The organism is bacterium (assembly GCA_035454885.1).
GTDB lineage: Bacteria > UBA10199 > UBA10199 > JACPAL01.
In genome coordinates this window covers 1-12,245 of the sequence record DATIGE010000026.1, presented here as the reverse complement: position 1 = coordinate 12,245, position 12,245 = coordinate 1, and the positions used below count along the sequence as shown (strand labels likewise).

Here is a 12,245-nt window from a genome sequence, read left to right as displayed (position 1 = left end):
TGTGACATAAGAAGAATCTTATTTTGAGGTGTGATTTCACATATTAGGAAACCATCCCGGTCAGTTACTGGGGAAGAAGCGGCCTCTCGGCGGGCTCAAACGTGAAGCTCCGGGTGATGCCCATGGGGAGTCTCGCCTCGCTGAAGAGGACCGGCTTACCCGTCAGGGGATCCGTGAGCGAGATCGTCGTGACGCCCGGATGCCGCAGGGCCCGCTCGAGAGCGGCGCCGTCGCCGGCGTAGGTATGGACGTCGCTCCCCGGCTCGCCCCAGGCGATTCCCAGCGACTTGTCCGCATGAATCGCGTCCAGGTGTCTGGCGAGGGAGCCGAATCCCTCGTAGGCCTCGATGAGTCCCTCGGTCTCGGTCCGGGCATCTTCAACCTTCTTCCGGGCGGTTGCGGAAAGCCGTTCGGCGGGGATCGCGCGGAGGAAATTCCGCTTCATGACGAGGAAGGCTCGGATGTCGGAATCGATCTTCGACGGATCGCCCTCTCCTTCCCCCAGAAACCGGTCGAAGCGGGCTTGGAGGGCCCTTTCCTCCGTCTCGATCTTTCCGAGTTCCCGCACGACGGCGCGGCCGCGGGCGGCGTCGCCGATGCCCGTGAGCAGCGGACGGAAGGCCGGGATCGTGACCTTGCTGAAGAGCTTGATGCCGACCAGGAACTTGAGCCCGTACAGGGCCGAGGTGCCCGAGAAGGCCGCGCGGAAGGCCCTTTCCTCGAACTGGGGATCTCCCTTCGCCGCCAGACGTCCGGCCATGACGTAGAATTGGAACTGCTGGAATTTGAAGGCCTCGTAAGCCGTGCCGGAAAGCCTTTCCGTCGCGCGGCCCCAGAAGGACTCCCGGAGGGCATCGGGCGCGACGCCCCGCCTCCGGGCGACGGCCTCCATTCCCTTCTCGAAGTACCTGCCGAACCGCGCCATGGCGGTCTCGATGTACTTGAACATAAAACCGGTGACGGCGGTGTCGAACGCGAATTCGCCGGCGGCCCGGAAAGGATTTTCAAGGGTCTCCCGTCCGGTCTCCGCGAGGCTCTTTCGGGCAAAGGGCAGACTGAAGACTTTGTCGGAGGCCACGAACGTGGCGGCGTGGATTCCCCGGAGCGCGAGCGCGGAGCGGCCGACCAGGAACGGCGCCGCCGCCTCGGCGACGAGACCGGCGGTCAGGGCCGCGGCGGCGACGATGCTCACGCCGATCACGAAGTTGGCGACCTGGGTCGCCTCCAAGTTCTTATCCAACGTCCTGCGAATGCTTGCCCGCTCGAGCATCAGAAATTCCCGTGTCGCCTCCGCGCGCTCCTGGGGATCGGCGGAACGCAGACGCGGGCCCAGCGATCTGTATCGGCCGATCACGTCATTCAGCTTTCCCTCGGCGATCGTCGGGGCGTCCGGATCCGGCACGTCGACGACGAGAGAGGCGGCCTTGAGGACCCACCGTTGAGGCGCGTTCGCCTTGTATTCCTCGTCCAGGTAGGCGGTGTACTGGGCCACGCGGGCCGAGGCGATCCGGACGGAGGCGAGGGAGCCGATTTGACGCTGGATCAGGCGGTAGGCGTCGATCCGTCGTTCGGCGGAAAGGGGCGCCGCGCCGATCGCATCGAGATTTTTTTTGACCGTCTCGAGTTCGGCGGCGTCCCGGGGATCCGAAGTCGGTAGAGATTCCAGTTGATCGATCATGCGGCCGAGGAGCTTCGTGATGTGCTTCTCTTCCAGGGCCAAGGCCTCCGCGGTCCATCCCTTGAGGGCTTGAAAGGCTCCGCGAAGGTCGGCGGTGTCCAAGGTCCCGAGTTTTGCGATGAATTCCTCGACCTCTTTCGCCTCGCGCCGGAGGGCGGAGGCGCGCGGACTGACGTAAGCCGAGTCGCCGTTGACTCCGAGTCCGAAGGGTTGCCGGTCCTCGTCGACTTGCTGGACCCGCTTCGCCTCCGTCTCCAAGAATGCCCGGTAGCCCTCGGCCCGTTTGAACAGAAAGTCCCGCGCCTCCGAGAGGTTGCCCGACGTGAAGTGTGTGATTCCGCTCGCCTCGTGCTTGGGGAAACCGTCGCGCGCGCGCGCCATGGGGGTGTAGGACTCGTAAGCCGACTCCAGCTCCGCCTGGGTGCTGACGCCGTCGAAGGACTCTTTGGAGCCGCCGGAGTCGTCCGCCGGTTTTGTCAGGGTCCGGAAAAACCGCAGGAGCGGCGGCGTTATCGTGCGCCCCTCCATCTTCTGATCCGTGACGGCGAAGGTTTCTTCCATCGACGTGGCGCGCTCCTCGATCGCCGCCACGCTCCGCAAATCCGACGTGAAGAAACGGTAGGTGAAATCCGATTTGTCGCCGGCGGTGAAGGTTCCGCGACGGCGGACGTCCGCGAGGGCGGCTTCGATCGCGGCGGCGGCCTCTCGGTCCGAGGGGTCGGCGCCGCCCTTCATCCGTTCGTAGGTCTGGACGATCGGGAGCTTCCGCAGGTCCTCCAGGGCGACTTCGTCGTCGGCCACGAACGCTTTGGAGGCGGCCTCGCCGCCTTCCGAGTAGTCGAGGTGGAAGCGGACCTTGGAATTGACGGGGTACAGGCCCTGCAGCTCGCGTAGGACGCGGTCCCTCTGTCCGGCCGCGGCGTCGTAGCGTTGCAGGACGGAGATCTCCCGCGTGAGTCCCTCGGTCTGTTCGGCGGCTGCGGCGAGCCGACTTCTCAAACCGTCGGCCACGAGCCCGATTTCCGGACGTTTCTTGGAGATCTCGGTGAGCCACTCGATGTTTTTCCGGATCTCCACAGAGGCGCCCTCCTCCGCCTTCGGTCTTAGGACGCCTGGCGCGGCGAAAACGACGCTCTTCGGCAGATCGGGCCGTGCGGGAACGAAACCGTCCCCGGACGATGAAGCCTCGACGGGGGTAGGCCGCCCTTCGTCCGGAACGGCCGTGACGGCTCGGAACTTCGGCTCGGCCGTAACGGCCTTTTTTTGAGTCAGCGGCTCCATCCGCTCTCCACGCCGACGAGCAGCGCGCCCGGCCGCAACGCCGTGAGCATGTACTCCGAAATCAAGGCCAAGGGTCGAGCGAGGTCGTTGAACGACAGCGCGAAAATTTTCCGTCGATAGTCGCCGTCCGGCGTCCTATACATGATCCTGACATGAATCTTCATAAGTCCCCCAGCCGATAGAAAAGCAGCAAGATGGATGCCAGATCTAACATCCTTGAATAATTGAGTTTTTATTACAGCACGCCCCTCGGATGTTACAAAAAAGGAATTCACAGTCCCCATTTTCATTTCCCATAAGAAGAAGTAGAATTTGATGCCATGGGGGCCTGGAACATCCTTCATAGGGCCGGATCGGGCTCCACTTCGGAGGTCTACCGGGCCGTCGAGCCCGGTGGCCTTGAGGTGGCCCTCAAGGTCTTGAGGGGTCGCGGCGCCTTCGACTTGGAGGCCTTCGAGAGTCAGGCCCGGCTCCTCACCCGACTCCGGCACCCGAGCGTCGTGCCCGTCCTGGGGTTTCGGAGACGAAGCGAAGACATCTTCGGCGAGGATCGCGGGCCCTGCTTTTGGATGGAATACGTCGAGGGAGAGGATCTCCTTTCCGCCGCCCGCAAAGCGGATCCCGGCCAAATCCTCAAGTGGTTTCGAGAGGCGGTCGAGGCCCTGGATTTTGTCCACGGACAGGGCGTCGTCCACGGCGATCTTTCGCCCCAAAACCTTCGCATCGATTCGGAGGGACGCCTGAAGATCCTGGACTTCAGCGTCCTGCCGGGCGACGCCGCCTTCGCGGACCTCGCCACCCTCCCCTACATGGCGCCCGAACGGATCGACGGACGGCTGACACCCGCGAGCGACCTTTTTTCCCTCGGGACGATTCTTTACGAGGCCCTGGCGGGACGGCATCCGCGCGCCGGGTGCCGGAGCGTGACGGAGCTCATCCGGAAGAGGCCTCCCGCCCTGGCGGAGATCAAACCCCTCGCGCCGGAACACGCCGTCGCCGGTCGCGTCATCGACCGGATGATCGCCGCCGATCCAAAGGAGCGATTTGCGGCCGCGGCCTCCGTACGGATCGCCCTGGACGGAGGGACGGTCGCGGAGTCCGCGGGGCCCGTCGCCGAGGACTTCTCCCCCGTGAAGATGGTCGGGGCCGAACGGGCCTTCGCGGCGATGACGTCGATTCTGGAGACGATTCCGAAAAAATCGGCGGCGGTCGCCGTGCACGGGCCGTCGGGGACGGGAAAGACGCGCTTCGTCCGCGAGGCCGCGTTCGAGGCGGCGGTCCGGGGGATCGCCGTGCGGGAATGGCACGGCCTTCACCAGGCGGACGCCGGGACGCGCGGTCGTGTCCTGACCGCCCTCCGCGTCTTGCCCGAGACCGGGGTGGTCTTGATGTTGACGTGGGACGACGAGGACCTTCCGGGCGACGCGAAGCGGTTTTTCGAGGCGATTCTGGCCGAAGGGCTCGCGCACGATGTGGCCTTGGACAATCTCACGCAAGACGACTCCGTTCGTCTCGTGGAAGGCTTTCTGGACCCGGAGGCCTCGCGCGGCCTCATCGACGCCGTCTTCGTCAAGACGCGCGGGAATCCCGAAAGGATCCTGGCCCTCCTGAAGATACTCTCGGAGGAAGGAAAGATCCGGGACCGCGCCCTCCTCCCCGGCTGGCGGGACTTGTTGAGAAGAGACGAGCCCAGGGAGATCGAGCCCGGGGACCCCGTCGCGCTCTCGCGTTTTCTCCGTGAAAAGATCAACCGCCTGAATGCGGCCGGGCGCTACGAAGACGGACTCAAGTCCGCCGACCGCTGGTTCGCCCTGCAAGCGGCCGACGAACCCCTCCCCCTCAAGACGGCCAAGTACTGGTTCATCACCGGTTGGGGGCACCACAACCTGGGGCATCCGGAAGAAGCCGAAAAACGCCTCAGGCGGTGTCTCCGAGAAAGTGAAGCCCACCGGGGCGATTCGGAGATCGCGGGGTTGCTCGCCCGCTCGCATTCCCTCTTGGGACTCGTCGCCCTGAACCGGGGAGACGGATCCTCCGCGATTGCGGAATTCGAGGCCGCCCTGAGCCTCCAACCCGAAAATGACCCTGTCCGCGCGGAGACGTACCGGAACCTGGCCCGGGCCCTTGCCGCCGCTCAGGATTTTGCGAGGGCCAAGGGCTTCTTGGAGCAGGCGAAGGCCCTCTATCGGGAGGCCGGACGCGACGAAGGTCTTTTCTGGACCCTTCAAGAGGAGGGCAATCTCGACTTGAGCCGGAGGGATTTCGAGGCGGCGTTCGGGGCCTACCAAGCGGCGGAATCCCTGGCGAAGGCGTCGGGCTCCGACTTAAGGCTTGCGATCGCCTGGAACAACCTGGGTCTCGTGGAGCGGGAGCGCGGACACCTCGGCCCCGCCCTCGACCACTTGCACAAGGCCCGCGACACCCTCCGCTTTCTCGGCAACGCAAACGACGTCGCCCACAACCTGAAGGAGCTCGTCCTGGCCGAGGCCGCGGTGGGCCGTTGGGCCCGGGCGGAAGCCTTTTTGAAAAAGCTTCGCGGGATGCGGACGTCCGTCCCCGAGGCCGAGGCCTTCGTGCGGGATGCCGGGGCCGCCCTCCGCGACCTGCGCGAGGGCGGAACCGCCGAGACCGCCGAGTCTCTCCAGACGCTTTTCAACGCCCTGCCGCCTGAGCTCCAGGTGACGTTCGTCGACCGGGGCGACTGGCGCCGGCATTTGTCGAAAACACCGAAGGAACGGGAGGTCCCCATGTCCCCCTTGCTGCCGCTTCACGAAGTCTTAAGCTCGCTCACGCGGCTCAATGAAGAACTCCTGGCCGCCGACGAGATCCCCGGCGTCTTGGAAAAACTCATGGACGCCGCCATGGCGCTCGCGCGCGCCGAGAGCGGGTTCCTCGTCCTGCGTAGCGACGTTCCGGACGGTCCGATACCGGGATACGAGGTGACCGTGAGCCGGAACGTCGCGAAGCAGGAGATTCAGACGGACCTCTACACCTTCAGCCTCTCGGCCGTGCGGCGCGCCCTCCAAACGGGCGAGGCGGTGGTGACGGACAACGCGCTCCTGGACCCGCTCTTCCGAGAGGCCCGGAGCGTCCATTTGAGGCAGCTCAAGTCGTTGGTCGCCCTGCCCGTCAAAGGGAAGGAAGAGATCCTCGGCGTCTTTTATTTGGATCATCGTTTCGAGGAGGGTCTCTTCGAGGGAGATCTTTTGGAAGTCCTCAAGGCCTTCGCCTCGGTCGCCGCGCTGGCCCTCCAAAAGGGCCGGATGATCGACGCCTTGAGCCGGAACAACCGCGAGCTGTCGGACCGGGTCCGGGCGCAAACCCGCGAACTCTCCCGGTCGCGGATGATCCTGAAGAACGAATACAGCGACATCGTCGGCCGCTCGCCCAAGATGATCGAGGTTCTGTCGCTGGTGGACAGGATCACGGAGGCCAAGGTGCCAGTCTGGATCTTCGGCGAATCCGGCACGGGCAAGGAGGCGGTCGCGCGCGCCCTCCACTTCAACGGCCCGCGCGCCAAGAAGCCCTTCGTGACGGAAAATTGCAGCGCCCTCCCCGAGAGCCTTTTGGAATCCGAACTTTTCGGACACAAGAAGGGGGCCTTTACGCACGCCGTCGCCGACAAGAAGGGCATCCTCCAATACACCGACGGCGGGACGATTTTTTTGGATGAGATCGCCGACATGAGCCTGGCCCTTCAGGCGAAGCTGCTTCGCTTCCTGCAGGAGGGGGAAATCCGTCCGGTCGGTTCGACGGAGGTGGTCAAGGTGGACGTCCGGGTCGTCTCGGCCTCCAACAAGGACTTGGCGGCCCTCGTGGCCGAGGGAAAATTCCGGGAGGATTTATTCTACCGGTTGAACGGCGTGACGGTGACCCTCCCTCCCCTCCGCGAACGCATGGAGGACCTGCCCCTCCTGGCCGAACATTTTTTGAAAAAGCACGGGGCGCGTCTGGACGCCGACGCCCTGCGCGTCTTCATGAACTACGCCTGGCCCGGCAACATCCGCGAGCTTCAGAACACCTTGGAGACGGCGGTGCTCTTCGCCGAGAAGGGCGTGATCTCGATCCGCTCGCTTCAATTCAAGCCCGTCCTCACCTCGGGCGGCGGCTCGCCCGCGCGGCCACGGTTGTCCGCGGTTCTCTCGAAGGCGGTCTCCGAGGCCCGCGCCGAGGGGAATACCGATCCCATCTTGGAGGAAACCCTGTGCGCGATCCGGGACAACGCCTACCACAAGGGCCATGCGGCGGAGGCCCTCGGCATTACGCGCCGGGCCCTCTACGCGAGGCTTCAAAAGCACGGCATCCGGACGGACGCGAAGTCGCTCAAGGCCGAGGTCGACCGGCGGTTGGGGGCCGCCGGTTAAGGCCCACCTGTTAGTGGAGGGCTGAAAACTTGAATTGGGTGTCCGCGAGGTTCTTTTTGTAGGTTGTCACGAGGGTGTTTCCGGCCTTGTCGCTGGCGGCGCGCGCGGAGTCCTCGTCCGCTCCCCAGGCCGTCACGAAGTAGGCCCCGGACCCGTACACGGCATCGTCGTGTTCGATCGCCATGGGCTCGTCGGATGTGAAAGCGACGATCTTGCCGCCGCCCCCCGCTGCGAGGGAGAGCGTTCCGGAAACGGGGACGGGAAGGATCGTTCCGACGTTGTTGACCTGAATGCAGTTCTTTTCGATGCAGGAGGCCATGTCGATCGGCTCGCTGAAGACGACCCAGACGATCGAATGAGTCATCGTCACAACGCCCGTCACCCGGGGCTGCGAGAAGTCGCCGGTCTTGAAGTACCAGGTAAAATCCTCCGTCAGGACGCCGCCATCCTGGGACTTGATCCCCTTTTTCACGGTGGCGGTGTAGGGCGTGTCCTCTTCTCGCGTCTCGACGATGAAAAAATAAGCGCGGTCCATGCCCAGATATCGGCTGACCTTGGTCACCTTGCGGTAAGGCGTCAGGACGAGGGAGTCCGTCGTGACGCTCGCCGGATCGACGGGCGCGCTGAAGGTGACGATGATCCCGCCGTTCGGATGGGCATTCTGACCCGTCGAGTTCGTCTTTGTGACCGTCAATGCCGCCAAGGGAGGAGTCCCGATCTCGGGACAGTCGCCGGACGCGGCGCAGTCCTGGTCCGACTGGCCGGAATCCTCGGCCGGGGCGGTGGGCGACGGAGGGGGGACCTCCTCGTTCGGAACACCTGGGTTTCCGGGCAGGATGACCTCGTCCCCGGAGGCCACGGGAGGCGTCTGGGTGGCCTCATCCCCCTGCGGAGGTTGCTGCTCGATCGCCTGATCCGCCGGGTCGATCGTCTGAAACGGTTCGTCGGACTGGCCGCAGCCCGCGACAAAGAGCAAGGCGGCGGCGAAAGCGATGATTCCTCTTTTCATGAATTTCCCCCTGTGTCCTGAATAAACAGCAACTTCGATGCCAGGACATAAGAGGTTGATTTTATTAAAGCTCAGACCGGATCGATGGCCCAAGTTTCTTGTGATGTGAAATGCACGATTTCCTATTTTGCGAAAGGCCTCTTACGGCATCTTGAGGGGCGTCGTCATCAGCTTGAAGGGAATCAGGGCGTAGGATCCCAACGGGTGGACCATGAGAGGCGGCGCCACGGGGGGAAAGGGTTTCGCCGGATCGCCGGTGGTCAACGGGATGAGGCCCCCGCAGGGGTGAAAATCCGTGGGTTTCACGAAGATCAGGTTGTGCGCCGCGTCCTGGTCGCCCTTCTGGTACTGGTAAAAGGAGACCTTTCCCGGGCCGAGGGCCAAGGGCGGGAAGGACAGGTTGGTTCCCGAGGGGTCCGGGTTCGTCCACTGCGCATCGCAGTAGAAGGCCGCGGCCGTCCCGGCCGGCTGGTGGACCAGGCGCACCACGCCGCCCTCCGCGTTTGGCGCATCCAAGGGCAGCCCGGCGGGCAACCACCAGATCTCCGTCGTGCCATCCCCCTTGTCTTCGCCGGCGAAGGCGAGCTCCAAAAGGAAGTTGAACGTGACGGGCGCGCCCGCCTTGGTCAAGAGGAACGGCATCGGCGGCGATTCGGGAAGGATTTGGGAATAATTCGGCCCGTAGCTGAGACGCGCGTCGATGTAGGCGACGACGGTAATGTTGGCCTCATCGCTCTTGGGTTCGATGGGGCTTAACGGTCCGCCCGCGTACCTCTTGAATTGTTCCGATCCGGCGGCCGGACCGCCACCGTCGGTCATTTCCAGGCCCTTGGGGCCGGCCTCCGGAGGGGCCGGAGGAGGGGTCAAGGTCTCATCGGATGTGTCCGCCGGACTCTCGACGGACTTGGACACGTCGGCGCCCATGGGGCCGCCCGGCGCGAGGAATGGACCGGCCTGCGGGCAGGCCGCCGTCAGGCCGACCGTGATCAATAGGGCTGCAACGCCGAAGGCTTTCATAACGTTAAGTATAACTTATCGTCAGGCGCCCGGCACGTGTTGTTGCGGCGGAGTCCCCGGAGGACGACGGTCTCCTGAGCCGTGATGAGGCTGTCTTCGCGTTAGGGGGCGATCCTTCCGAGGAAGGCGTCCCGGGTCGTTCCGCTGGAGTCCGCGTTGGTGAACGTCTGTCCTCCGATACTGACTGAGGATCCCTGGAAACTTCCTCCTAAGTAGAGATGTCCCGCGTCGTCCGGGAGGACGTTCGCTCTGTCGATGCCGTTGCCCGAAACGGGGATCATCCAGAGGAAGGTTCCGTCCTCTGGATTCAACCGACCGACGAAGGCGTCCTCGGTCGTACCGCTCGTGTCCGTGTTGGCGAGCGTCCCCCCTCCGATCGACAGCGTCGCGCTCTTGAACTGGCCGTCCACGAACAGATCGTCCGAGGGCAGCTTGCCGGAACGGTCGGGTTCCAGGTTGAAGAAATCGTTTCCGTCGCCCGAGATTCCCGTCAGCCAAACCAGCGTCCCATCCGGATTGAACTTGGCGATGTAGGAGTCGAACGTCGTTCCGCTGGGGTCTCCATTGGTCAAAGTGCGGCCGGACACGGTCATCGCCGTCCCGCCGAAAAAGGAGTTGGCGTAGACGGATCCCGAGGGATCGGTCAGAACGGAGGCGTTGGCGTCGAAACCGTCGCTCGAGAAGGCGACCAGCCAGGCCGCCGTTCCATCCGCGGGGTTCAGCCGGCCCAAGAATCCGTCCGCGGTGTTGCCGCTCGAGTCGGCGTTGGTGAGCGTCTTGCCCCCCACGGCCAGCGTGGGTCCCTGGAAGGAGCCGCCCACGTAGAGATTGCCCGAGGCGTCCGTCGTAAAGGAGGCGGAGTCGGGCTTGCTGCTGGAGACGCCGGTCAGCCAGGTGACGGAGCCGTCCGCGTGATCGAGCTTCGCGATGAAGACGTCCGCGGTCGTCCCGCTCCCGTCGGCGTTCGTGAGATTCTTGGTTTTCGCCGTCAGGGTCGCTCCGGTGAATTGCCCGCGAACGTAGAGGTTCCCCGCCGCGTCCGCCGAGGTGCCGGAATTCATGAAATCGTTTTGATTGCTGGAAAAGGCGGTGATCCATTGAAGGTCGCCGGTGTCGGGATCCAACAGCGCCGCGAAACCGTCATTGGTGCCGGCGGAAGCGTTCGTCAACTGGTCGGTCCCCTTCACCGCGAGCTTGGTTCCCTGAAAATTGCCGAGGACGTAAATATTTCCCGAAGCATCGAACGACAGGAAGGCGCTGTCGAAGGAGTCGCTGGAAAATTGGGTCACCCACACGGAGGATCCGTCCGAGGGGTCGATCTTCTCGATGAAGGCATCATTGGTGTTGCCGCTGCCGTCGGCGTTGGTCAGGGTTTGGCCCCCCACCGCCAGCGTCGTGCTTAAGAAGCGGCCCGTCACGTAGAGATCGCCGGAGGGAGACGACTGAAGAAAAACCTGTTCGGTGTTGGCGCCGGCATAGGCGTCGAACCAAAGGATCGTCCCATCGGGGTTGAGTCTCGCCGCGTAGGCGTCCGCGGTATTCCCGCTTCCATCGGCATTGCTGAGCGTCTTGCCCGGCGCCGTCAGCGTGGTCCCGGAGAAGATCCCTTCGAAAATCGGATTCCCGGAGTGGTCGAAGGCGAAATCGCCTTGGTCGTCTGTGGTGCCGTTCCCCTGAAACCCCTTCAGCCAGGCGAGAGTCCCATCGGGATTCACCTTGCCGGCCGAGGGGCGGCGTGTGCCGTTTGGCAGGACATTGGCGACCGATTGCCCGCCCGCCGTGACGTTCGAGCTTTTAGACGAGATGTCGATGTATAGATTTCCCAAAGAGTCCGGGAACAGATTGACGAACTCGTCGCCGTCGCCGGTGATGTCGACAAGACCCGACACCGTTCCGGGCGCGACGCAGCCGGAGGTGTCGAAGCTCCCGCAGTCGGAGGCGCACTTCAGAGTCCCGTCGGACGAGAAACCTTGGGACTCGCAGGTCTCGCCGTTCAATGCCCCGCCGTCGCAGATCTCGCCGCCGCTGACGACACCGTCGCCGCATTGGGCCCCAGGCGTCCCGCTCCCGCAACCGGCGGGGCCGGTTAAGTTCAAGGCCGTCAGGCCGAAGGCAAAGATGATCAGAAGATAGAATCGTTTCATGGCAACCTCCTCGGGGATTTTCTCAAATTTTAAAAGACTTCCTCATCCGGATTGTAATTAAAAATCCTTCATTCTTTTTTTATTCGAATAGCCCCAAAGTCATGCCCGCCCCGCGCAGGAGGTGGGCTCCGGAATCGGCGAAGCTTTCGAAAGCGGTCCCCGCCCTCTCGAGTCCGCCGCTTCCGTCCAGATCGGAGACGAGTTGGAAGCTTTCCCGGACATGCGTCTTGCCGTCCTGGAAGTCCTGGTCCGCGAAGGCGTATTGGTTCTTCCGCCTCAGTTCGGCGATGTCGGTCGCGAAAAGGTTCGTTCCATAGGAGCTCGCATGCGTCTCCAGGAGGTTTAGTCGGAACGCGGCCTTGCGGGCATCCGTCTCCGATCGAGCGGCGTCGAGCTCGTTCCTCATCCCGCGGATGGCGATCTTCCGGGCGAGGAGAGTGTGCTCGCTGCCCCAGACGAATCCCCCGCTTCGGGCCTGGGCGAGGATGCCCTCCAACCTCAGCGACCAATCCGGCGCATGGCCTCCGTTCACGGCCTGGAGCAGGCCCTCCAGTTGCGCCGGGATCGGGAGCGAGGCCGGACTTTCGGGGCCCGACGAATGGGGCGGAGCGGGTTCGTTAACCTTCATTGTCTTCTCCTGGTTATTGAGCCCTTTTCCAAGGCGGTTGATCGTCCGACCCCGCGTAGTAGACCGAGCCTTCCGGGGGCGGCGGCGGTGGCGGGTTCGCCTCGACGAGGATTTCCTTGGCCGC

General features: G+C 64.0%; 7 protein-coding genes. 1 reads left to right on the top strand and 6 read right to left on the bottom strand.

Features of this window, described 5'->3' with window-relative positions; all coding sequences use genetic code 11:
- Positions 1 to 64: 64 nt before the first annotated feature.
- On the bottom strand, positions 65 to 2,959 hold the full coding sequence (locus VLJ37_05310; protein HSA59086.1) for a hypothetical protein: 2,895 nt from the start codon (positions 2,957 to 2,959) through the stop codon (positions 65 to 67).
- The gene (locus tag VLJ37_05305) at positions 2,947 to 3,123 is read right to left on the bottom strand and encodes a hypothetical protein (protein HSA59085.1); all 177 of its coding nucleotides are present in this window, start codon (positions 3,121 to 3,123) and stop codon (positions 2,947 to 2,949) included. The genes VLJ37_05310 and VLJ37_05305 overlap by 13 nt, the downstream gene beginning before the upstream one ends.
- A gap of 156 nt (positions 3,124 to 3,279) precedes the next feature.
- On the opposite strand from VLJ37_05305, the gene VLJ37_05300 reads away from it, so the two are divergent.
- Positions 3,280 to 7,323, top strand: coding sequence for a sigma 54-interacting transcriptional regulator (locus tag VLJ37_05300; protein ID HSA59084.1), 4,044 nt, complete (start codon positions 3,280 to 3,282; stop codon positions 7,321 to 7,323).
- A 10-nt stretch (positions 7,324 to 7,333) separates the two neighbouring features.
- On the opposite strand, the gene VLJ37_05295 is transcribed toward VLJ37_05300, so the two are convergent.
- From VLJ37_05295 to VLJ37_05280, 4 genes are all read right to left on the bottom strand, one after another.
- The gene (locus VLJ37_05295; protein HSA59083.1) at positions 7,334 to 8,332 is read right to left on the bottom strand and encodes an Ig-like domain-containing protein; all 999 of its coding nucleotides are present in this window, start codon (positions 8,330 to 8,332) and stop codon (positions 7,334 to 7,336) included.
- Between the two features lie 141 nt (positions 8,333 to 8,473).
- Positions 8,474 to 9,349, bottom strand: coding sequence for a hypothetical protein (locus tag VLJ37_05290; protein ID HSA59082.1), 876 nt, complete (start codon positions 9,347 to 9,349; stop codon positions 8,474 to 8,476).
- Positions 9,350 to 9,450: 101 nt separating this feature from the next.
- Complete coding sequence (locus VLJ37_05285; protein HSA59081.1) at positions 9,451 to 11,493, bottom strand: hypothetical protein; 2,043 nt, start codon at positions 11,491 to 11,493, stop codon at positions 9,451 to 9,453.
- 79 nt (positions 11,494 to 11,572) lie between these two features.
- On the bottom strand, positions 11,573 to 12,121 hold the full coding sequence (locus tag VLJ37_05280; GenBank protein HSA59080.1) for a hypothetical protein: 549 nt from the start codon (positions 12,119 to 12,121) through the stop codon (positions 11,573 to 11,575).
- Positions 12,122 to 12,245 lie beyond the last annotated feature (124 nt).

What these genes read in the sequence shown, in the direction of transcription:
- VLJ37_05280 (HSA59080.1), bottom strand. Translation starts at nt 12,121, where the DNA reads ATGAAGGTTAACGAACCCGCTCCGCCCCATTCGTCGGGCCCCGAAAGT.
- VLJ37_05300 (HSA59084.1), top strand. Translation starts at nt 3,280, where the DNA reads ATGGGGGCCTGGAACATCCTTCATAGGGCCGGATCGGGCTCCACTTCG.
- VLJ37_05290 (HSA59082.1), bottom strand. Translation starts at nt 9,349, where the DNA reads ATGAAAGCCTTCGGCGTTGCAGCCCTATTGATCACGGTCGGCCTGACG.
- VLJ37_05305 (HSA59085.1), bottom strand. Translation starts at nt 3,123, where the DNA reads ATGAAGATTCATGTCAGGATCATGTATAGGACGCCGGACGGCGACTAT.
- VLJ37_05310 (HSA59086.1), bottom strand. Translation starts at nt 2,959, where the DNA reads ATGGAGCCGCTGACTCAAAAAAAGGCCGTTACGGCCGAGCCGAAGTTC.
- VLJ37_05285 (HSA59081.1), bottom strand. Translation starts at nt 11,493, where the DNA reads ATGAAACGATTCTATCTTCTGATCATCTTTGCCTTCGGCCTGACGGCC.
- VLJ37_05295 (HSA59083.1), bottom strand. Translation starts at nt 8,332, where the DNA reads ATGAAAAGAGGAATCATCGCTTTCGCCGCCGCCTTGCTCTTTGTCGCG.